The 21,039-nt window shown below is 35.2% G+C and carries 23 protein-coding genes and 1 pseudogene; 5 read left to right on the top strand and 19 right to left on the bottom strand.

The genetic code is table 11. The annotated features are described in order from the left end of the window. Positions 1-154: 154 nt before the first annotated feature. From GMB29_RS13390 to GMB29_RS13355, 8 genes are all read right to left on the bottom strand, one after another. Positions 155-1,291 (bottom strand): bifunctional cystathionine gamma-lyase/homocysteine desulfhydrase, encoded by a 1,137-nt coding sequence (locus GMB29_RS13390; protein ID WP_136354297.1) that lies wholly within the window; start codon positions 1,289-1,291, stop codon positions 155-157. Between the two features lies 1 nt (position 1,292). After that, positions 1,293-2,216 carry a PLP-dependent cysteine synthase family protein gene (locus tag GMB29_RS13385; RefSeq protein WP_136354295.1) on the bottom strand — a complete coding sequence of 308 codons (924 nt, stop codon included), beginning with the start codon at positions 2,214-2,216 and terminating at the stop codon, positions 1,293-1,295. A 74-nt stretch (positions 2,217-2,290) separates the two neighbouring features. After that, positions 2,291-2,929, bottom strand: a complete 639-nt coding sequence (locus tag GMB29_RS13380; RefSeq protein WP_136354293.1) for a class I SAM-dependent methyltransferase — start codon at positions 2,927-2,929, stop codon at positions 2,291-2,293. 157 nt (positions 2,930-3,086) lie between these two features. Beyond that, entirely contained in the window at positions 3,087-3,275 is a 189-nt protein-coding gene (locus tag GMB29_RS13375; protein WP_136354291.1) for a YezD family protein, read from the bottom strand. Further along, positions 3,262-3,708, bottom strand: coding sequence for an RrF2 family transcriptional regulator (locus GMB29_RS13370; RefSeq protein WP_136354289.1), 447 nt, complete (start codon positions 3,706-3,708; stop codon positions 3,262-3,264). Before GMB29_RS13370 ends, GMB29_RS13375 begins: the two co-directional genes overlap by 14 nt. A gap of 407 nt (positions 3,709-4,115) precedes the next feature. Beyond that, the gene (locus GMB29_RS13365; protein WP_136354287.1) at positions 4,116-5,006 is read right to left on the bottom strand and encodes a sulfite exporter TauE/SafE family protein; all 891 of its coding nucleotides are present in this window, start codon (positions 5,004-5,006) and stop codon (positions 4,116-4,118) included. A 200-nt stretch (positions 5,007-5,206) separates the two neighbouring features. Next, positions 5,207-5,431: a hypothetical protein gene (locus GMB29_RS13360; protein ID WP_136354285.1), complete on the bottom strand. Its 225-nt coding sequence runs from the start codon at positions 5,429-5,431 to the stop codon at positions 5,207-5,209. A gap of 138 nt (positions 5,432-5,569) precedes the next feature. Beyond that, a complete protein-coding gene (locus GMB29_RS13355) occupies positions 5,570-5,863 on the bottom strand; it encodes a hypothetical protein (RefSeq protein ID WP_136354284.1) in 294 nt (97 codons plus the stop codon). A gap of 366 nt (positions 5,864-6,229) precedes the next feature. Here GMB29_RS13355 and GMB29_RS13350 point away from each other — a divergent pair, with 366 nt between their 5' ends. Next, entirely contained in the window at positions 6,230-6,934 is a 705-nt protein-coding gene (locus GMB29_RS13350; RefSeq protein WP_136354282.1) for a DUF421 domain-containing protein, read from the top strand. 101 nt (positions 6,935-7,035) lie between these two features. Here GMB29_RS13350 and GMB29_RS27030 read toward each other — a convergent pair whose 3' ends face one another. The 6 genes from GMB29_RS27030 to GMB29_RS13325 all read right to left on the bottom strand — a co-directional run bounded on the left by GMB29_RS27030 (position 7,036) and on the right by GMB29_RS13325 (position 11,339). Beyond that, positions 7,036-7,203, bottom strand: coding sequence for a hypothetical protein (locus GMB29_RS27030; protein ID WP_168733853.1), 168 nt, complete (start codon positions 7,201-7,203; stop codon positions 7,036-7,038). 328 nt (positions 7,204-7,531) lie between these two features. Further along, a complete protein-coding gene (locus GMB29_RS13345; RefSeq protein ID WP_136354280.1) occupies positions 7,532-7,840 on the bottom strand; it encodes a hypothetical protein in 309 nt (102 codons plus the stop codon). A gap of 167 nt (positions 7,841-8,007) precedes the next feature. Continuing rightward, positions 8,008-8,307 carry a hypothetical protein gene (locus GMB29_RS13340; RefSeq protein WP_136354278.1) on the bottom strand — a complete coding sequence of 100 codons (300 nt, stop codon included), beginning with the start codon at positions 8,305-8,307 and terminating at the stop codon, positions 8,008-8,010. 263 nt (positions 8,308-8,570) lie between these two features. Then, positions 8,571-9,236, bottom strand: coding sequence for a DUF421 domain-containing protein (locus GMB29_RS13335; protein WP_136354276.1), 666 nt, complete (start codon positions 9,234-9,236; stop codon positions 8,571-8,573). A 317-nt stretch (positions 9,237-9,553) separates the two neighbouring features. Continuing rightward, the gene (locus GMB29_RS13330) at positions 9,554-9,685 is read right to left on the bottom strand and encodes an L-histidine N(alpha)-methyltransferase (protein WP_264766609.1); all 132 of its coding nucleotides are present in this window, start codon (positions 9,683-9,685) and stop codon (positions 9,554-9,556) included. A 190-nt stretch (positions 9,686-9,875) separates the two neighbouring features. Beyond that, on the bottom strand, positions 9,876-11,339 hold the full coding sequence (locus tag GMB29_RS13325; protein ID WP_136354370.1) for an alkaline phosphatase family protein: 1,464 nt from the start codon (positions 11,337-11,339) through the stop codon (positions 9,876-9,878). Positions 11,340-11,455: 116 nt separating this feature from the next. Here GMB29_RS13325 and GMB29_RS13320 point away from each other — a divergent pair, with 116 nt between their 5' ends. Together GMB29_RS13320 and GMB29_RS13315 are read left to right on the top strand one after the other, a co-directional pair. Further along, the gene (locus GMB29_RS13320; RefSeq protein WP_136354274.1) at positions 11,456-12,013 is read left to right on the top strand and encodes a YkoP family protein; all 558 of its coding nucleotides are present in this window, start codon (positions 11,456-11,458) and stop codon (positions 12,011-12,013) included. A 175-nt stretch (positions 12,014-12,188) separates the two neighbouring features. Then, a complete protein-coding gene (locus GMB29_RS13315) occupies positions 12,189-12,917 on the top strand; it encodes an endonuclease/exonuclease/phosphatase family protein (protein ID WP_136354272.1) in 729 nt (242 codons plus the stop codon). On the opposite strand, the gene GMB29_RS27440 is transcribed toward GMB29_RS13315, so the two are convergent. The 5 genes and pseudogenes from GMB29_RS27440 to GMB29_RS13300 form a co-directional block, all read right to left on the bottom strand. Continuing rightward, a complete protein-coding gene (locus GMB29_RS27440; RefSeq protein WP_227551328.1) occupies positions 12,881-13,180 on the bottom strand; it encodes a hypothetical protein in 300 nt (99 codons plus the stop codon). The genes GMB29_RS13315 and GMB29_RS27440 overlap by 37 nt on opposite strands. Before the next feature lie 327 nt (positions 13,181-13,507). Beyond that, a pseudogene (locus GMB29_RS28090) lies at positions 13,508-13,779 on the bottom strand (MGDG synthase family glycosyltransferase). Then, complete coding sequence (locus GMB29_RS27430) at positions 13,766-13,975, bottom strand: hypothetical protein (protein WP_227551327.1); 210 nt, start codon at positions 13,973-13,975, stop codon at positions 13,766-13,768. The pseudogene GMB29_RS28090 and the gene GMB29_RS27430 overlap by 14 nt, the downstream one beginning before the upstream one ends. A 161-nt stretch (positions 13,976-14,136) precedes the next feature. After that, entirely contained in the window at positions 14,137-15,789 is a 1,653-nt protein-coding gene (locus GMB29_RS13305; protein WP_136354270.1) for a 2-hydroxyglutaryl-CoA dehydratase, read from the bottom strand. Between the two features lie 23 nt (positions 15,790-15,812). Further along, positions 15,813-19,256, bottom strand: a complete 3,444-nt coding sequence (locus tag GMB29_RS13300; protein ID WP_136354369.1) for a BadF/BadG/BcrA/BcrD ATPase family protein — start codon at positions 19,254-19,256, stop codon at positions 15,813-15,815. Positions 19,257-19,596: 340 nt separating this feature from the next. Here GMB29_RS13300 and GMB29_RS13295 point away from each other — a divergent pair, with 340 nt between their 5' ends. Both GMB29_RS13295 and GMB29_RS13290 read left to right on the top strand, forming a co-directional pair. Next, complete coding sequence (locus GMB29_RS13295) at positions 19,597-20,103, top strand: DUF3189 family protein (protein ID WP_136354367.1); 507 nt, start codon at positions 19,597-19,599, stop codon at positions 20,101-20,103. Between the two features lie 147 nt (positions 20,104-20,250). Continuing rightward, entirely contained in the window at positions 20,251-20,760 is a 510-nt protein-coding gene (locus GMB29_RS13290; protein ID WP_136354365.1) for a YhcN/YlaJ family sporulation lipoprotein, read from the top strand. Positions 20,761-21,039: the final 279 nt, after the last annotated feature.

The raw sequence follows: 21,039 nt of genomic DNA, 5'->3' as shown, positions 1-21,039 counted from the left end.
ATCTTATTTCTTTCATTCCACCTAAACCACGGTTTCCAATAAAAATAAGCATTTATTCACCTAGTGTTAGATTAATTATCTAGTATTGGAGATTAATATGAGTTCTAATTGTCAGATGTAAATCCTATGTTTCAATAATATGGTTACCAATAAATCAATAATTTAATGAATGATTTAAATCATTTATTAAATCCTCAGCATCCTCAAGACCTACTGAGATTCGAATCAGACCATCTGATATACCTAGCTCCTTGCGCCTAACAGCTGGTATCGAGGCATGTGTCATTAAAGCGGGTATAGATATTAAACTTTCTACTGCTCCAAGGCTCTCAGCCAATGTGAAATATTTTACATTTTGAACCACTTTTTTCGCTTTTTCTGCACTTTCAACTTCGAATGATACCATTCCGCCAAATCCACGAGATTGTCTTTTTGCAACCTCATGATTAGCATGTTTTTTCAACCCTGGATAATACACCTTAGAAATATCTTTATGATGTGTCAAAAATTCCACTATTTGATGGGTGTTTTTTTCGTGTTCTTCCATCCGAATGCCTAGTGTTTTCAATCCTCTCATTAATAACCAAGAATCATGTGGGCCGAGGACTCCACCCGTTGAGTTTTGAATGAAGTGGATCGATTCTCCAAGCTTTTCATCTTTTACAACGACAAGACCTGCAACCACATCACTGTGACCTCCGATATATTTTGTTGCACTGTGAAGGACAATATCTGCCCCTAGTGTTAGTGGGTTTTGCCAATATGGAGTACTAAAGGTATTATCAACTAGTGTTAACAAACCTTTTGATTTTGCTATTTTTGCTGCTCCTGCTATATTTGTTATTTTTAATAAAGGATTTGTTGGAGATTCAATAAAAAGTGCTTTCGTATTGCTTTTGATCGCCTTTTCAATGTTTGTTAGATTACTTGTGTCAATGAATGTCGCTTCAATGCCAAAGCGGTTGAACACTTTTGTCATTAAACGAAAAGATCCGCCATATACATCGTCGGTTAGAAGGATATGATCTCCTTTGTTAAATAACATCATCACAGCGGTTAGTGCAGCCATCCCTGATCCAAATGCAAATCCTCTACTTCCTTCCTCAATATCTTTTATTAATTCTTCAAGCGCATAACGTGTTGGATTTCCGGTTCTAGAATATTCGTAGCCCCGATGATGTCCGGGCTTATCTTGCTTATATGTGCTAACTTGGTATATTGGGACGGAAACAGCTCCTGTATGTTCGTCACCTACAATTCCACCGTGAATCAGCTGGGTCTTTTTTTTCACGCTAAATGCCTCCATCGTAAATTTTTTTACTTAAATATCGTTCACTTGAGTCTGGAAAAATTACAACTATATTTGATCCTGGTACCGCATTTTCTGCTTCTAATAAAGCTGCATGAAAGGCCGCCCCTGAAGAACTGCCAACAAGTAACCCTTCTTTCAAAGCAAGTTGTTTAACCATTGCAAATGCATCATCATCACTTATCGTCTGGATCGAATCAAAAAAGCTGACATCCATATACGGTGGAAGAAACTCCATACCTATTCCCTCTGTTTTATGGGGCCCAGATTTACTGCCATTTAAGATGGATCCATTTGGTTCAACAATTACTGTTTTAATCCTTGGATTTCTATCTTTTAAGTAACGAGCAGTGCCCATAAATGTACCGCCGGTTCCCGCTCCAGCAACAAATATATTTAACCTGCCATCTAGTTGATCCCAAATTTCAGGTCCTAGTGTTTTATAATAGGTTTCTGGATTAGAGAAATTTGTGAATTGCTGCGGACAATAAGAATCAGGAATTTCTAACAATAGATCTTTTGCCTTTTCGATTGCTCCTGCCATACCTAGTTCTGTTGGTGTGTTAATGACATGTGCACCAAGTGCTCTCATTAATTCTTGTTTTTCAGTACTGAATTTTTCTGGTACACAAAAAATAACATTTATCCCGCTATTAATTGCTGCAAGGGCTAAGCCAATTCCTGTATTACCCGCAGTGGGCTCGATAATAGTTCCATTCCTCTTCAAATGCCCATTATCTAAGGCTGATTGAAGCAACTCCAATCCTAATCTATCTTTAATACTGCCTCCGGGGTTAAAATATTCCAGTTTTGCAAAGATATGAACTTCACTAGGGATTGGGAAATTAGTTATTTCAAGCATTGGCGTCTGACCGACTAACTCATGAATACTTCGAACAACTTTCATATAATCCACACCTTTCAACAAAATAAAAATCAGTAAATTTCCCAGCAGAATTTTTCAGAAAGATCGTCCGCATCTTATTGTTTTACAGCTTCCATTATCCAAACAAAGTCGTTACAACGCTCAAAGGAAACTTCAAAATCATTTTCTTTAAGGACACTACGTAAAAAAGGTATCGTCGTATAATACTCTGTTTGCAAATCTTTAGCTAAGTTTAAAAATTTGGCATCTATTGCATCCTTAATTGCTTGTTTTTGATGAGCTTTTGACTGATACATTGTATCTGCAAAAATAAGTTTACCCCCAGCGTCTAGAATATTGCCGTATAAAGCTATGGCTTTCATTTTTTCTTTATCTGTCAAGTGATGAAATGCATATGTGCTAACAATTGAATGCATAACATTAGGTAAAGGGAAATTGAGAAAGTCACCATCTTGGATGTCGACTAAATCTCCTAATTTCTCAACAGCTTTTGCTCTCATCCTTGATGAAGGTTCAATAGCAGTTACCGAATGTCCGGCTTCTAAAAGCATCTTAGTCAAGTTTCCAGTTCCAGTGCCAAATTCTAATACATGGCCAACTGATAAATCCGTTACTTTTTCTAATATTTTGTGATAATCTTTAAAAACTTCACGATATTCTGGATCAGTGCCAACTACTGTATTATCATAAGTTGATGACCATTCATCGAAAACATCAATAAATTCTCTCCCCACTTTAATCACCTTACCATCTAAAATTGATTATTCTTATATGTATACTATGAATTAAGGTTGAAATTGTGCTTCGAATATTAATAGATGATGTGATGATATAAAAAAGCTCCTGTTCATATACAGAAGCTTTAGAATTGCAAATTATCAAACTTTTAACCTAGTTGCCTTTTACACTTTTAAGATTTTCATTGCTTTTTTTAAGAGCAAATCGGTATTTCTCACCTTTTTCAATTTGTGTTACTTGTGAATCGTGGACAGTAATTTGTACTGTTCCATATTCAATATTTTCCAAAAAGCTAATAATTTTATCAATAACAGCCTGATCAATCTTATTATTTGTTGACAATTATTTTCTCCCCTTCCAACAGATTGATTCGATTTAAGAGTAAATCTTCAAGAGTTGTCCGTTCAAGTACATATGCAATAGTATCTCTTACTAATGACCACAGAGGTTTCAATTGACAGCCAGCCTCTAACGGACATGGTTCATAACGAGTAATTGATGCGCAGCTCATTGGTGATAATGGACCTTCCAGGTTTCGAATGACTTCACCAATATTAATTTCATTTGAGTTTTTTTGAAGTAAATAACCACCTTTTGCACCACGTTTACTTTTAACATAATCAAATTTTTTTAGTTGAAGTAATATTTGTTCTAAGTAGTTAATCGAAACAAGAGTTTTCTCTGAAATTTCTTGAATTGTCATGACATTCCCTTGATGTTGCCCTAATACTAATAATGCACGTAAGGCATATTCCCCTTTACTTGAGACTTTCATATTACCCTCCTGAATTCATAAAGTTGAGTAATTCAGTCGACATTCACTCATATTTTTAAATATTGTGTATCAACTAGTTCGTAGTTAAGTCGATTATTTTAGTCGACATTCACTTAGCATTTCCAGACAAAATACTCTTTAATAATACCAAGAAATTCGATAGGATATATTGGTTTTTCTATATCATATTATGTTGAACTTGTTAAATCAACTACTAAAATAAAAATTTTTCAAAAATTTATAAACTTCCTTTTTATTTCAAAAAAATGCTATGAACATCCCTATTTTTTAATTTCTATATGCAAATCACAACCGGGAATTTTCATTTGAAATGCCTAATTATATAAATATATTTAGACCTTTCATTTACAAAAAATCTTTGGTGAATTTAATTTCATTACCTGCTGTTATGATTGTATATCGTGTTGATTCTTATTTTTCCCATTACTTAATTTTGTAATTGTATAGATAATCGCTGTAATCCAAAGTAGAAAAATCCCCAAATAAATATATGGATAGGCAGTTGTGTCTTCTACCCATGTTTGTAAGATCGTTCTAGCATTAACTAAGATAATAAATCCGCCTACAAGTACACCCATTAATTGTGCATGAACTTTTTGAACTAACCAGGCAGCTATTGGTGCTGCAATGATTCCACCAATCATTAACGCTGCAACCCATAACCAATTCACATCTTCCCATCCTAAGGAAATTAGAAAACCCAGTGTAGCTGATACAGCAATTGCAAATTCACTTGTATCAACTGTACCAACAACTTTACGCGGACTCATGCCTTTTCGAGATAGTAAGACAGGTGTGGCAATTGGACCCCAACCCCCGCCTCCAGTTGCATCGGCAAATCCAGCGATCAAGCCTAATGGAATCGATTGTTTTGTTGATAAAGCAAGCTCTTTCTTTTCTTCATGCGGACGAAATTTAAACAAGAATCGAATGAGTACATAAGCACCTAAAATTAGTAGAAATGTAGAAATATATGGTTTAGCTAAATTCCCTGGTATATTACTAAGAAATGTCGCACCTAAAAAAGCTCCGATTGAACCAGGAATAGTTAAGCGATAAACTGTTTGTTTATCAACATTTCCAAACTTAATATGTGCTGCACCAGATGCAGCAGTTGTAACAACCTCTGCTAAATGTACGGATGCTGAAGCTACCGCAGGAGCAATTCCAAATGCCAACAATAATGAAGTAGAAGTTACACCATACGCCATACCTAATGCACCGTCAATCAATTGTGCTATTAAACCAATAATTGCAAAAATAATTAATTTTTTCATAAAATTCACCTCTTCTTTTTCATATACTACGTAAAAAAACAAAAAAAGACCTATCTCATTTAAGAAAAAATAACTTCTCTTAAGTGAGACTAGGCCTTTGGTTGTCCGATCGGCATAATATATACTTTTTATTTGATCAAATTATATATCTGATTATTCCGACCTGTCAACTTGTTTTTGATCTTTTCTGAAATAGTTTTTTAGTATTCAGATCCTTCTGATTTTTGAGCTAGTATTGGACTTTGAACCTGACTTACAGCAGTTTGGGCTTGGGCGATTTCTGTGGCAGCTTGTTTAATAGCTTCCTGTGCTAAAGTCGGATCAGAGGCTGATTTTTCGATTGCTTGACTTAATAATGTTTGGGTTAGAGTTACATTTGCTTTTGCTTGATTTAATAAATTTACATCAATTTGTGGTTGAGGCATTTGATTCTCTCCTTTTTACTTTCTGAATTTACCTATATATCTTGACCAATTTCGTTCTTTTTATGATTAAAAATATTATTTTCCTCTTTCAAATTTATATTGCGTCAATATCATTTACGTCACATTTTTTATCGCCTGTTAATAACCTCTTCGTTCTTCAGATGGTTCTTTGTCTAGGTCGGGTTCTTCTTCATCCATATTAAATGGTGTATCAAGATCGCCTTTTTCACGAACATCTCTTGGGTTTAAATCTAAATCAGGACCATAGTTGTTATTCAAGTCAAGTTCATTGTCACGTTCATTTCTTACATCTGTTGGGTTAAGGTCTATATCGTCAGTTCGATCATTATTCAGAAAGTCATTATTATCATTTATGTACTCGTCATGGTCAAAACGTACTGGACGAAAATCTACGTTTTCTGGCTCATTCACCTCGTTATACCCATATTACATGCTGATAAAAAACTTACTGAAAGCAAACCAGACAATATTGAGATTTGCTATTTGGCTTTCATTGTTTTAACCTCCAAATTTTTTAATTTGTGAAACACAATTTTAATATGCACCTTAAAAGAGTTCTTAGTATTAAAATGAACTTGCAATTTTTGTTACTAACTAAAACACAAAGGATGTTTTACTACATTCCTAATGTTATATGCATACCAAAAATTAAATTTGTAAAGCTAAGTAAATCTTAGAATACATATTCAGGAAAGAAAAATAATAAAAAAGTAAACTTTATAAAAATTTTTATAATGTCAACGTGGAATGTTTTACTAAATAAGGACGTGAAATTTCATGGATTTCTTTTCCAGTCAAGAATCACTTACCACTATACAATGGGCCTTAAGAGCAATTGTAGGTTTTTTCTTTCTGGCATTAATAGCCAAAATCATGGGACAGCGATCTATTTCACAGTTAAGATTTCTTGATTATGTTATGGCGTTATTAATAGGAAATATAATTGCCCATCCTTTATCAGATGAAGAATTAGGTTTAAAAGGTTCTATGATAACGATGAGTGTTTTAGTCATTTTATATGTTGCATTTGTATATATTAGCTTAAGGTGTAATGCTATTAGAAAAATCTGTGAACCTTCTCCCCTCACTCTTATTGAAAATGGACAAATTTTTTATAAAAATTTAAATAAAGCAAGAATATCAATAGATTTTCTTTTAACTGAATTACGTAAAGAAAAAACGGATGATATCAAAAAGGTATCTCTCGCATTATGGGAACCAGGAGGAACCATATCAATATTTTTAAAATCTCAACATCAGCCAATCACATCAGCTGATGTAACATTAACAAAAAAACCTTTTGAATTACCTAGAACGATTATTAAAGAACGGAAGATTGATTACAATGAATTAGAGCAACTTGGAAAAGACGAACAATGGCTATTAAATAAAATAAACAATACATATAGAGTAAATATAAACGATGTCTTATTGGCGACTATTGATAAAAATGAAAACATAAAAATCTTTTTGTACCAATAGAAATTAACTTATTGCTTAGAACGAAATACGAGGCTGTTTCAAAATGGTTTAACCCTTTTGAAACAGCCTCGATCAACTATTACAACATTTACTCAAATCAATCATCTTGCAGTAACATCTTTAATAGCGTTGGAAATTCGATCAACTACTGCTTTTCCAGCATCTTCAACAGCATCAATAGCATTTTTTGCTGCATCACCAGTTGTTTCTACTCCACGTTTAGCGGTATTACGCCCTCGGTCAATGGCAGAGCGATTTTCTTCAGTCATTCGATATCCCTCCTTAAATCGTTTTTCGACCTTAGTATTAGAAATAATCATTATGTTATTCTTATTGGTGCGATACTTTTAAAAATATAGTGTTTACAATCCCTATTCAATCAATAAAAACTGTTTACATGACATTTCTCTCTTCTCCATATATCTCTTCGAATTTATAACTTATTCATTGTGTCATGATATGCTTTATAAGAACGAAATATAGATAATGATCTTTTGTTGTTGTAACAACATTCACATCAAAAAAAGCGTGAGAATTCTAATGAGAATCCACACGCTATTTGGTAGAGTTATGTTTTAATGAATAACTGTATAATTTTCAAAACATTTCATTCATTTCCCAAGATTCAACTGTTAAATAGGCGGTATGGGGATCCATGCCTTTACCAAGTAAATAGGTCATCGCTGCAACTTCTTGTAATGCATGCTCATATGAAGTAGCTGCGGCCTCTTTTAAGCCATATTTCACAAAAGGGTTAATGGAACTTAATACTTGTGGTTTCAAATAAGGGTATAGAGGTTTTTTAATTTGTTGCTTTGCCCACATCTCAGACTGAGGGTATTGTGGAAACTGGCTAACATGCTGTGGTTGATAATAAGACATGTGATAAGGATATAAATGACTCATCTTTTTTCCCCTTTCTTGTTACTGTTAATATTCAGTAATATACTATGTTCCACGATTGTCCTAGGGAATAGACATTTGCCTACATATCCAAGGTCGAACATGTCTTATTTTTCTTTTACTTTAAAAAGGGACTATCCTCCTTGAGATAGCCCCATATCTGAAAAACTCTATTGATTATTATTGTTTTTATTAAAAATATTAGGTGTTACTTCTTCTGCAAATTCAGTAGCAAAATTCACTGAGTTTTGTAATGGCATTCTTGGAGTATTTCGAAGATTGTTATAGCCCTCTTGAATTTTTTGTCCCCATACTGTATTTCGGCTTCCAATCACTCCAATTGCTGTTAAACCAAGTAATGACCATAAAATCATGCTGCCGTTATTCGTTCTTCTATTTCTAAAAATGTTAAACAAGCGTAAATTTCTTCTTCCTCCCATTAATGAAAAAAGATTGATCAAATTGTTCATTCGAGATTACCCCCTGAAGTTTTTTTGGAGACAATCATATTCTGTATAAATCTAGAGTAAATAGTGTTGGTAAATTTTAATATCTATGTCTTATGTGATGTGTTAAAAATTTTGTCGATTATTTTCCTAAATTCTCGTACTTATTTTATTACAATAAATAACATCATTTATATGTGTTAACCAAATAGGGTATAAATTGAAAACAAATTAGATACTATGTTGTTTTCAATACTATGCACCATCTATTATGTATATCAATTGTTTTAATTACCGGTATCAATGATAATAGAATGATCTTTATCGCTAACGGCAGCATAAAAAATGTTATTGTATTGATGAAATCCTTTTTTCGCTAACTCTTCCTGAAGCCAATTTTCATCCTTTTGGATTAATCGTAAATTTTTATGTTGGAGGTTCCCTTCAACAATCATAGCAAGGGGTAGTCCTTGATAGTCCGTTTCAATGTTTAAGTGTCTTGGAGTCAAATTTACAACAGCTTGGTTAGGCAAAATACTAAGATCTCCATTTGGTTCAAGGATCACATAATCGAGATCCTTTATGTTTGGATATCCTGCAGCCCGAATAGCTGATAATAGCTCTACGAGAGAAAAGCGAGTTTTTAGTAACTCTTTTTTAGAGATTTTCCCATGTTTGATTAAAATGCTTGGATGGCCGATGAACAACCTGTTAAGCCAGCGAAAAAGACTTAATTTAGAAAATAACCAATAGATAACGACAATTGTGATTATCCCTACAATAGCCTGTCCAATTCCGTTTACTTTGAGAGGACTGACAGATAATGTAATGAGAAAAACAATGGCAGCAAGATCAGGCGGAGTCAACTGAGCCAACACCGTCTTTCCCATACAGCGCATTGCTAGAACCACAAGTCCAAATAGTAGAATTAATTTTCCGACAAAAGTAAACATTTTTTCAACCTCATTTTTATTTACTTATCCTAAAAAATACACATATTATTTTGTCACGTAAATTTGAAATCATACTTAATGTTTTCCAATTTTAAATACATGCATCAAAAAATTTGAAAGAATATTTTCTTCTAAATAAATATTACAAAGGTGAGTACTATTATTAATAAACAAGACGATGCTTTCTTTAACAAAGCCTTGTTTATTTTAGAGGTTATTTTAGAATTAGTCAAATTTTACTAAAAAGCGCTTTGCTTTTTGAGTAGTGCTGCACCTCATAGGAAGCTTAAAGTCAGATAATGGACACTGAAAAAGGATTAAGGATCCGTCCAAACCTTTTCTGTTTTAAACCCGTTATTCTCAACAATCGTTTTAAATGAGTTAAGACCGTATTTGTACGAGTTTTCAGTATGAATTGTTTCCCCTTTATTATAAAAGCAGCATCCAATCCTGTAAATTAACGACGACTGATCATTTAATTGGCATGCTTTTTATCAAGGATATGGGTTAACAACAGTGAAATGAAACAAGGCTGACTTAACACAAAGGATCAGACCCTTTTGAGACAGCCTCGTTTTTAGTAGAGGTTTTGCAAAAAAATGAAAATAGGAGATGTATTAAAAATTGTGTTAATTTTTCCTAAATTAAAGACAAAATCCAATCTTTTATATCCAAGATACGTAAATTTTTCGGTTTTGTATCTGTTCCAGTAACAATCATGGGAACAAGTGAATCTTGCTCATGTAATCCTCCATGACTAGCTCCCCCAACATGAGTAGGCGATGATTCGGCTAAAAACTCGTATCCCGGCTTTGCATTAACAACAAGATAATCACCTTCATGCGAAAAAAATGTCGTATAGAGTCTTGCCAAAGCATCTGGATAAACTCCATAACTAATCATGTTTTTATTTATTGACAGGTCTAATATTGCAGTATCTCCTTCTATAGACCAAGATTGTCCGTATTCATCCCTAAAATCTCCTGAAGGATGAAAAATTAGCTTTCCATCCTGAATTCCGGAAGTTACCAGGATGGAATTGTCTTTTTTCCAAGCAATAACATCAATTCTTTCATCTTTTTGTAAAGTCTTTGCTAGATTTTCTAGAAGTATACGATCAGAATCAAGGGTATAAATAAAGCACATTCTTTCATTTGTACAAAGAATGACTTCGTCTGATGAGGTAATTCTATCCTTTAATTTTGGAATTCGATATGTTTTCAAAAGTTTCCTCAAATCAATCAAAGCTTTGTTACGATCTTTTTCAATCCATGCTTGACCATTATCACCTAAAACAATCCAAATATTATTCTTTAATGCCTCTTCCCATGTAGAATATGTATTCAGAATTGTTTGAAGTTGCTTGTCTACTTTTTCAACTCCTTTACTATTCATTCTCCCTTTTTTATGTATGCGTTGATCTAAATCAGGAAAGTAAGCAATTGTGAGTGCGGGTAGCATATCCCGTTCGATAAGATATATTAATTCATTTGCTGTAAATTTGTCATTAAACCCATATTTCTGCCAAAAAAAGGAGTACCTTTTTAATCGATTCAATTTTGCCATTGCACCGTATGAAAACAGATTTGGTGCGTATGCGAATATTTTCCTTCTCATTCCTGTAACCAATGACATAAGAAAAGGAAATGTTATTTGTACTGATTGATTTCCCCTATACATTAAAGTATTGATCGATGCAGTTTGAATATCTTGAGCCACAAGGGTTTCGTGAATCGTCTTATGTTTTTTACTTAAATGGTTATGATTCAAATTGTAAAAAATATCTTCCATTGACTGTTTTAATCCTAATTTTATAAGCTCTCTAACATTACCTCCATAATTAATAATTCGATTTTCCTTTTTGTTAAACCATACTAAACCCGGAACTTTATGTTGATCACTGTAAACACCGGTGAGCAATGTACTATCAACATTAACAGACATTGTTGGAAATGGGCTCACAAGGTTAGGGATTTTATAGCCATTTTCTATAAGAAATTGAAGAGCAGGTGCTTTTCCATTCTTGATCGCTTCTTGTAACGTAATATCCATTAAAGTATCAACTAATAGCATAATGATCTGTTTCTTCCCTGATGGATTCATAGTCATCGGTATCTCGTCCTTTCAAAAAACCACTCATAAATAATAGGAAAATTTCTCAATTATAATTCCAAAGTAAAAATGACAAATTATTATTGACAATTAAGGAGGTAAGAAAGATGCGTAGCTATCTTCTTTCGTTTTGGAATATACTTGATCCTTTATATTACTTATTCACAAGATTAGAATACCTCGATCGTCACTCAGGTATTTTCCGTGTACGATTAACAAAATATAAAGGTAAAGAAGTACTCTTAAGTGACGGAACACTGATAAAGAAAAATGATAAATTGGTAAAAATACATTTACACAATGTTAAACTTTTAAGCGAATTGAAAGGTGTTCCATGCTCTGTTAGAAGAGGGAGAATCATTTTCCAGAAAGTTCTTATATCGATGCCTCTTATTGCAGAGTATATTAACGGCCATAAAGAGAAAAATGAAATTAAAGGAGTTATTGGCATAACTATGTTGTATAAAGGGGCAGAGAAAATTGGTTTTGAGATTTTTCAACCTTGCCATCCACTTTACAAATTATTTAAAAGGATATCGCAAACCCCCCTTTATTTATTGTCTGCAGAACAACCAAAAATCTCTAAAATACCTGATACTTATTATTTATTTATATCTAAGGAAAAGCTCCAACAGACTTATAATAAAACTAAGCTAAATAAATAGGATGTTTTAGAAATGTATTACATTTATTTTCTCACTCACTTATTTTTGGTGGTTTCTCCTAAAATTAGGTTGTATAAAAACAAGGAAAATATACGTTATTTTTTCCTATGACAAGTATCTAAATTAATTTTCTTTATGTAAGTAACTAAACTCAATAGTAAGAGGAGAAAATAATATGGAAATTAAAGTAATGACCTTTAATATTCATCATGGCAAAGGTATTGATAAACAAAGAAATCTTTCCAGAATAGCTGAAGTAATTGAAAAGAGTGATGTAGATATTATTGGTCTTAATGAGGTTGATAAACATTTTTCTAAACGTAGTCTTTTTGAAGATCAGACAATGTGGCTTGCAAAACAATTAAATACAGAGCACTTTTTCAGTCCATCTCTTTCTATAAAATCTAAAAAATCAACTAATGAACGTCAATATGGAAATGCTCTTCTGTCACGATATCCCATTGTGACAAGAAAGAACCATGCATTTAATTATATACCCGGACTGATTGAAGGAAGGTCATTGCTTAATGCAACAATCCAAATAAATAATCAGTTATATCAAGTAATGGTGACTCATTTAAGTCTTAATCCCTTTCTCCATAGAAAGCAAACTGAATTTATTGTCGATCAACTTCATCATTATCACCATCCCATTATCATTATGGGAGATTGGAATATGAAACCTGGATCAAGCGGTTGGAGAAGATTAACTGATAATGTTCAAGATACTTGGCAGGTTTCAGGAGAGGGACCAGGTTACACATATCCGTCACTTAGCCCTAAAATGAGGCTGGATTACATATTTGTCAGTCCTGATCTTAAGGTTGTTAAAGCAGAAGTTATGACAAAAACACTTAAAGCTTCTGATCATTTGCCGTTAAAAGCAACAATATCTTGCCTATAATGATGGTACGATAAATACCAAGCTTCTATGACTTTATAGAAATACTCCGATTCTTTTGAAGAAAAGAGCAATTTTCCAATTATATTATTGATGTTTTCGATATTATCAATTTTTATAGCTAAATGATTATTTATTAAAAAGTCACAATTTTTTTCTTCATGTCCAGGTATTGGTTGAAAGATATATAAAGGCAGGCCTTTTGATAATGCTTCATAACAAGTTAAGCCGCCTGGTTTTGTAATGAGAAAATCAGTGGCTTCCATTTATTCATCGATCATATCAACAAACCCTAGTATATGAATATTGGATGATGAAATTTTTCATCTCTTCTAAAGAAACTTCTTAAGTGTTCATTGTTTCCAGTACATATGATTACTTGGATTTCTTCTTTCCATCTTAATAGAGCATGGGTAAGTTTCTGAATTCCACCTAATCCCAGTCCTCCCCCCATGAGCATTATGGTAGGAATGTCTCTCAATTTTAATTTTTGCCGCATCTCCTGTTTATTTTTTTGAACCCAAAAATTTGATCTTATAGGCAAGCCGGTGATAGCAATTCGATTATTTGGAATGCCCATATCTATTAATTGCTTATACACATCTCTTATTTGAAACGATATAGGTATCTACCTCAGAATGAGCCCATGCTCCATGAACATGGAAATCTGTCACCATCGTGCAAAGAGTAAACTTATAACCCTTTTCTTTAGCCGTGACGCAGTTGAGCTGGTAAAAGGGTGCGTACAGACAATGAGGCGAGGGTTTTCATTGTTAAGTAAAACTTCAATTTCTCTGTGAATCAACTGATGAATGACGTACTTTTTCCAATTGGAAAAAGGCTTGTTATTTTTATAAAGATAGATTTTTCTCCATAATGAAGGGGAATGAACGATAGTTTACGATTAGCTTAGTGCTTAGAGGACGAAGTACCTGTCCTAACTCTAAAATTTGTGTTTGTATAGATGGAGCAAGATGAGAAATTCCTTCCATCAATGCTTCTCCTGCTTTTGTATGACCGTTACCAATAGCTTCTGATAGTATTAAGACTTGTTTACTCAAGATTTACACCCTTTTTATTAGGATTCAAATATAAGTAATGATAAGAGGAATTAGAATTGGAATAAATATAGCTTATCGTAAATATGAAAAAAATAACCCGCTACAATGCTGCAACGAGCTATTCGTTATGCTTTTTAATGATCCTATTTTATCCAATACTTTTATGCTTCTTTTACTTTATTACGGCGAAAAGAAAACCTATTTGGAATTCCGCGAAAGTGATTAACGACATTTGCTGATGTACATGCAACTGAATGTTTGCTAACCTTTAAAGGTTCGATTATATACGAACGGCTGAAACCATTTTTTTGAAGTTGTTCTATGGATAATCCCTTTTTAGCTAAAGCTTGATCAAATTCTTTCTGCGCAGTCTGTTTAGCCTTAAACAACATCATTTGTATTCTGCTATAAACATTAATTGCCCCATCTCCAGTCGTTTCAATTGGAAGAAAAATCGCTTCAGGGTGAATCTCGGTAATAAGCGATTGAACTCCGTCGGAAACACCTGATGAAGGCATACATCCGAATGGCTTAACAGAAATCGTCATATTTACTTTCCGTTTTTTCACATTAAGTATAAGCTTGCCAACTTCCATATGTCCTTCTCCACCCCTTAGGTGGTTGTTATAGTGGGAGTGAGCGACCTCAGCTATTTCATTCATATCAGGTAAGTGATAGCCACGAAGCCCAATCGCTCTGGCATAAGTATGGAACATCCCGCGGACGGTACGATCGGCTAATTCTAATAATAGTAGACGTTTAATAGGATTCTTTCCTTTTAAACCCTTACTGTTAGAATCAGCTTCACGCAAATTCATCCGTTTGCGAGTATCATATTGCCCCTCCCATATCAAAAATAAGATCCATGCCGTAACAGACTGCACTTCTACTTCAGCGCCTTCACTTTCCAAAAAGTTTTGCAGCTGATAGTTGCCGTCTCCTTCTGTGGTCATCGCCCAGAACTCGCCAATAATGCTTACTTTTGGTTTTACTCTCGTTCTGTCGACTTTTACCGTTTGCAGTTCTTTTCGGCATCGGTATAAAGCTGGTATAAGTTGTTTACGCTCACTGAAAGCTTTGTATAAATGCTGCTTGCAGCGTTCAAGTGCAGCATTGGTAGACCCCTCTTCCACTTCATATGGGCGAATGCGGTATCCTATTGCATTCAAAATATCTCCGATTAATACAGCCTTTAAAAATGTAAGGAAAAATGAACTATCTAATTTAAGCGCTGATTCTTCACCTGTAGCCTGCTTTAAGCCACTCTGCTGCTGAAAGAGCAACACTCGAAACCCATCAAATCCAGCATCCCTAAGTGCTTTCCGATACTCTGTCACATAGGTGCCAAAACGACATGGTCCGCAGGAACCGCTCGTAATAAACAGATACTTGCTCACAATTTCTTCCTTTGATTTACCCTCAACATCTCGAAGATAAGAAAGATATTTGATTAGATTCCCTACAGTAAAATACGTTGGATTACATTGCCCGCGATTCCCAAATTCCTTGCCAAAGCGGAGAGATTCCGTATCCGGACAATCCATGTGTTTTACAGTATATCCTAATCCTTTTAGCGCTCCCTCCATCAAGTAGTCATGTGCCATGGTAAAACCGCCGAAAAGAATAGTAGTAGATTCTTTGTCCTTCTCAAAAAATTGGCGGGGAACCGGATCAAACCATTGTGCTTTTGATTGACCAAGTCCCAATTCTTCTTCTTGTTCAGCTTGATACCGGTTCAATTCTTTCTCAAAATAACGAAGATAATCCGACTGACGGTTCTCCTTAACAACTTCACGTTCTTTTGTTGTACTCACTTTCACATCAGCTCCTTGTTGTGTTATTCAGATATCGCTTTTTTCTCTTCGTTCGGTTGATGTAGTAATTCACGGCGCTTTTTTTCAATAAGTTGCTGCAATTCTATCTTCTTTTGTGCTAAATCCTGAAGCCGCTCCTCATGTAGTCCAAGACTATGCGCATAAGTTTTGACACGAATTTTAATGGAACCGCTCGGCTTATTTGCATCGATATCATGTAGAGCCGAATAAGGAGTGCCGGCTGTTGAAATAATCGAGTCAATCAGCCCATAGGTAGGAGCATCATGACCGCATTTAAAGTTGGAAAGATCCAATACCGCCAGATTAGGATGCCTTGCTGCAAACTTAGCAGCCCAAACTTTCTGAACACTATTTGAACTGAAATTTTCTGGCCATACATCGGTCACTTCCAATGCATGATCCACTCTTCCACTTTCTAAATCACCTTTGAAAAAGCGGCGCAGCCAAGCTTCATCTTTTGGAATGGAGCGCATAGATAGTATCGGATAGCCTAACACCTGAAACTCATCCAATACACTGTGGTTAAGTCCTGGATCCGAGTGATAAGGACGTCCGATCATAAGAATGGCAATGCGATTTTCCACTTCGACTTGTTCAAGGATCATTTTTCCTTTTTCCTGCATCTCATGATCAAAAATCTCCATAGCCTTCCATGCTTCATCTGCTGCAAAATTACTTTCGTCTTCTGTTATTTGTAAGAAATCTGTAAACGCCTCATATAACTGTTTTTTCAGCATATTCGGTTCTGTAAATGTTACCGCCGGATCGTAATAAGTGATCCCTCTTTCCTTGAAAAAGTCCGTTTCTTTCGTAAAAGCGGCTTTAATAACATTAGGAGCCCCAGCAACAATCGGACAGCTCGTGGAATCCACCACATTCTGCAAATGAGTCGGAATATGAGTAATGCATGGGAACACGATCGCATTTAGAGCTTTGCGTTCTGAATGATGTTTGAACAATAAATTATGAATATGCGCTTGTGCTACTTTTGACGGGTAACAAGGATCAATTGAACCGTATTTTCCGCCTTCCTGCCACATTTCCTCACTCGTGTCGTCACTAAATACGATATTTTTTGGATCGATGCCCAGTGTTTCGAAATAAGTGCGCCAAAATGGAGCTGTAGACCAAATATTTAACACTTTCGGAATACCGATGCGAAGCTGTTTCCGCCGTTCCATTGCATCTATTGAAGAACGTTGAAATGAACGGATAAATTTACTTTTACGCATCCCAAAACTTAGCAAACCAGGTTTGATTTTGACATCCTCAATCGTTTGGTCTGACTCAGGCATGGGAACAGGATCGTAGAAATGTCTATACATTCTCCGGGATTCATAATCTACCAGGTTAGGGTATTGTTTTTTCAGCTTGTTGCGCTCTTGAGTCAGCTGAATCATCGCTTCCTTGTTTTCCACCGTTCCCTTCTCACAGCTAAAACCTGAGATATAGCGGGCTGTTTGTCCATCAGGTGCAGTCGTATCGATAAATGTGCGGCTGCAGTTATTCGGACAAAAGTTGCAGCGAGTTGATTCATCATTGCGAGATATATAACTTAAGCCGATTGCTGCATTAAGCCCAAGAAAAGTTGAGTATCCCCGCCGCTTTACTACACGAAGGGTTTCCATGGCAGCTCCAATTGCTCCTGCTTCACCCGTATGCGGATGAACAAAAACTTGCGCATCCGGAACCCGCTCTTTAATATAGTCAACTTGTGCTTTTACAGCAGCCAGATTATGCTGTGTCCCTCCCTGCAGGACAAACTTGCGGCCAAGTTCCGCCATCCGCGGAATTTGCACAACATACTGCCATACATTTTTTGGCAGCACTAAGGCCAGTCCAGCTAAGAGCTCCTCTTTTGCGTAGCCTTCCTTCTGAAAATTTACCCGGTCAGAATCAAGAAATACTGCACATCCATAAGAAAATTTCGGACTCAGATCCGCTTTGAATGCGGTTTCAGCATACTCTTGAACAGGGATTCCAAACTGGTCAGCCATCGCCTGCAACAGCATTCCGTTCCCAGCTGAACATTGATTTGACAAGCGGAAATTCCGGATATCTCCATTTTTCAGAAAAAGGACTTTTATATCTTGGCCGCCAATGTCGCAAATAACGTCAATATCCCCGAAAAAATGGACGGCACTCATCATATGAGCAACTGTTTCCACAATATTGACATCTGCTTTTAATGTCTTTTCCAGGACATCTGCAGCATATCCGGTTGCTCCAAAGCCGATAATTTCAAGCTTGGCTCCAGTTGCATGAACTTTATCGTAAATACGTCCGAGAAGCTCCTTCGTATCTTGAATCGGATTTCCTTTAGAAAGCTGGTATTCTTTAAGGAGAATCGTTCCATGTTCATCAACCAGCACAGCCTTTGATGAAGTGGAGCCCCCATCAAGACCAACTACTGCCTTAACGGTTTGTCCTGGTTCAAAGAAAGCTGGCTTAAATTTAGGAACACTGTACTGACGGCGAAATTCTTCCAATTCCTCTACGTTTTTTACTAATGGCGCACCGGCTTTTTCACCTAGCTTTGCCTTTCGTCCATGGGTAATAAATTTCTTCAATTCTTCTATACCTTTGTAAAGACCCACTTCACTTGGTTCATGAAGTCCATACATGACAGCGCCATACGCAGCATAGTACTGGGAATTTTCAGGAACAAAAATTAGTTCATCAATCGGTATATCTTTCGGATAATTGTATCCCCGCTGTTCCCATGATTCGGGAATTCGTTTGCGCCAACATTGTTGTAGAAAAGGCAAGTATGTATTAGGTCCACCTAACAAGAGAACCTTATGCCGTAATGTATTCCCACGGGTCAGTACAGAAAGGTTCTGCATAACAATAGCATCCGCCAAGGAACACATGACTTCCGAAGAAGGAATGCTGCTTTTCACGAGGTTCACGATATCCGTTTCTGCAAAAACACCGCATTTTGCTGCAACATGATGCAGTTTGGTGTCATCAAAAGCGAGCTTGGCTACTTCTGCTTCAGGCATACCTACTTTAATGATGCACTTATCAATCGTAGCACCAGTACCTGAGGCACATTTGTCATTCATGGAAGTAATGGCCTGCTTATCACCTGTCTCTGCGTTTTCTTTAAAAATAATGATCTTCGCATCCTGTCCTCCGAGTTCAATCACACTACCTACATCAGGATGCAGTTGTTCAACTGACATTGTAACGGCATTCACTTCTTGAACAAACTTGGCACCGATATGCTCCGCAATCGGACCGCCACCGGATCCCGTAATAAACACGCGGATCTTTTCTTTCGGTACTTCAGAAAACTCATTCCCAATACGAACCAAGAATTCCAATACGTTTTCAGCCTGTTTCGTATTATGACGCTGATAATCAGACCACAGAATCTCTTTCGTATTCGGATCCACTACAGTGGCTTTTACTGTGGTAGATCCAACGTCAATCCCAATCATAATATTTTCCACTTGACTTACCTCACATATATGAGTTTTTTAGTTTCTAAAGCATAACATCAATTAATTACACGACCTTATATTTACCACAACTCTAGTTTTTATTACCAATAAATTCAAAAAGTCATGAAATCAAGGAAAAAATAACAAATTTAAACAAATACTCTATTGTGTTCTTTACTCCCAATCTAATTTTTATAGTAAAATAATATTTTTTTAAATTAAGAAGGTTGCACGAAATAAGTTAATATGATTCCGTCCACTTTCCCGTATGGTTTTTAGAATGAAAGCTCGTCGAATGTCGATAATAAATGATATAAAAATACCAAAGGATGATTCCGTGATTTATATCTATAATGATTTCGGTGGAACACATACCACAGCCTTGGCAGCAGCTTATCATTTAAAAAAATTACCTAGTGATCGAAAGCTAACTAAAGAAGAAATACTGAATGCTAACTATTTTAATAAATTAACTAGTTCAGATATGGGAAAGCTCATTTTTCATGGAATAGATGAGGATGGAAATTCTGTTTATACAATAGGTCGAAGATCCTCCAAACTTGTTGTTCCTGCTTTAAAAAACCTAAGCTTATTATTGCAAGATAAATATAATGGTCATGAAAAAATAGTTTTTTCTAACACATCACCAACTGTTCCATTTGCGATGACAATTGGAGGATTCCTTTCTAGAGGGTTGAAAATTGATTTCATCGGTGTCTCGTTATTAGTTTTAGGTGCGAAACAATGCTGTAATGATATTATTCGATTGGTCGAGAACACGAAACAAAAAGGAAAATCGAATAATGAAACTGTGATTGTATTAGAAAATCACGAATTTAAGTAACGATGTAAAGTCATTGCAGTCAAAATTTATAAGCATTGTACTTAATTCACCAATTTATCTTATGCATATTTATTAACAATACAGTTCATTTTAAAAATATAAACTATATAAGGAGTGATCATAGTGAAGAAAGTTAGATATATACCAATGATTTTATTGTTAATACCAGGACTATTTGGATGTAACGCTTTTCAAGCGGATGAAGGACAAAATGGACAAAATGAAAATCCCATCCGAAATGTCGGATACAATCAGGATGATGTCGGTATTCGAGAGATTCGAAACGGTAACAATGACTTTGTTCGTAATAATGATAACGAAAACCGAATGGAAGTTGCTGATAAGGCTGCTGAACGTATAACAGAATTGAACGAAGTAAGGACAGCAAACGTGATTGTTACAAACCAAAATGCCTATGCTGCAGTTGTTTTACGCGACGATACAAAAGGCGAAGTAACAGATCGTCTAGAAAATAAGATAGCTGATAAAGTTAAGGCCGCAGATCCAGATATCCGAAACGTGTTTGTATCATCCAATCCTGATTTTATTGAACGAATGACAGATTACGGAGATAGAATAAATGAAGGCGATCCGATAGAAGGTTTATTTGAAGAATTCAATGAAACGGTTCGAAGAGTATTTCCAAACGCTCGTTGAGACATTAAATCTTTTCTGATTTCTGAAATAAAAGCTTTGTTAAAAATTATTGTTGAATTATTTTTTTTAAAAAAAGGGACTTCAGATGATGAAGTCCCTTTAACGTTAATACACCCGTTATCAAATCCTCTTATATCACCTATGTATGAAAAGGATTAGTTTATCCATTGCTCTAACATTAACTCCTAGTAAAATTTTAAGCTTTCTCCAGAAGATTTCATCATTTCCTTCTTAAAAAAATATAAAACAAAGAAAAGTAAACGGAACCTTTTCATTTAA

The sequence above is a fragment of the Metabacillus sediminilitoris genome (assembly GCF_009720625.1).
GTDB lineage: Bacteria > Bacillota > Bacilli > Bacillales > Bacillaceae > Metabacillus > Metabacillus sediminilitoris.
This window is presented reverse-complemented; position numbering and strand designations above follow the sequence as displayed.

Bases quoted from the DNA above. Each gene is read 5' to 3' on its own strand.
- GMB29_RS13315 (WP_136354272.1), top strand. From the start codon at position 12,189: ATGGAAATTAAAGTAATGACCTTTAATATTCATCATGGCAAAGGTATT.
- GMB29_RS13320 (WP_136354274.1), top strand. From the start codon at position 11,456: ATGCGTAGCTATCTTCTTTCGTTTTGGAATATACTTGATCCTTTATAT.
- GMB29_RS27030 (WP_168733853.1), bottom strand. From the start codon at position 7,203: ATGACTGAAGAAAATCGCTCTGCCATTGACCGAGGGCGTAATACCGCT.
- GMB29_RS13370 (WP_136354289.1), bottom strand. From the start codon at position 3,708: ATGAAAGTCTCAAGTAAAGGGGAATATGCCTTACGTGCATTATTAGTA.
- GMB29_RS13340 (WP_136354278.1), bottom strand. From the start codon at position 8,307: ATGAACAATTTGATCAATCTTTTTTCATTAATGGGAGGAAGAAGAAAT.
- GMB29_RS13300 (WP_136354369.1), bottom strand. From the start codon at position 19,256: ATGATTGGGATTGACGTTGGATCTACCACAGTAAAAGCCACTGTAGTG.
- GMB29_RS13290 (WP_136354365.1), top strand. From the start codon at position 20,251: ATGATTTTATTGTTAATACCAGGACTATTTGGATGTAACGCTTTTCAA.
- GMB29_RS13365 (WP_136354287.1), bottom strand. From the start codon at position 5,006: ATGAAAAAATTAATTATTTTTGCAATTATTGGTTTAATAGCACAATTG.
- GMB29_RS27440 (WP_227551328.1), bottom strand. From the start codon at position 13,180: ATGGAAGCCACTGATTTTCTCATTACAAAACCAGGCGGCTTAACTTGT.
- GMB29_RS13350 (WP_136354282.1), top strand. From the start codon at position 6,230: ATGGATTTCTTTTCCAGTCAAGAATCACTTACCACTATACAATGGGCC.
- GMB29_RS13335 (WP_136354276.1), bottom strand. From the start codon at position 9,236: ATGTTTACTTTTGTCGGAAAATTAATTCTACTATTTGGACTTGTGGTT.
- GMB29_RS13345 (WP_136354280.1), bottom strand. From the start codon at position 7,840: ATGAGTCATTTATATCCTTATCACATGTCTTATTATCAACCACAGCAT.
- GMB29_RS13385 (WP_136354295.1), bottom strand. From the start codon at position 2,216: ATGAAAGTTGTTCGAAGTATTCATGAGTTAGTCGGTCAGACGCCAATG.
- GMB29_RS13325 (WP_136354370.1), bottom strand. From the start codon at position 11,339: ATGAATCCATCAGGGAAGAAACAGATCATTATGCTATTAGTTGATACT.
- GMB29_RS13360 (WP_136354285.1), bottom strand. From the start codon at position 5,431: ATGCCTCAACCACAAATTGATGTAAATTTATTAAATCAAGCAAAAGCA.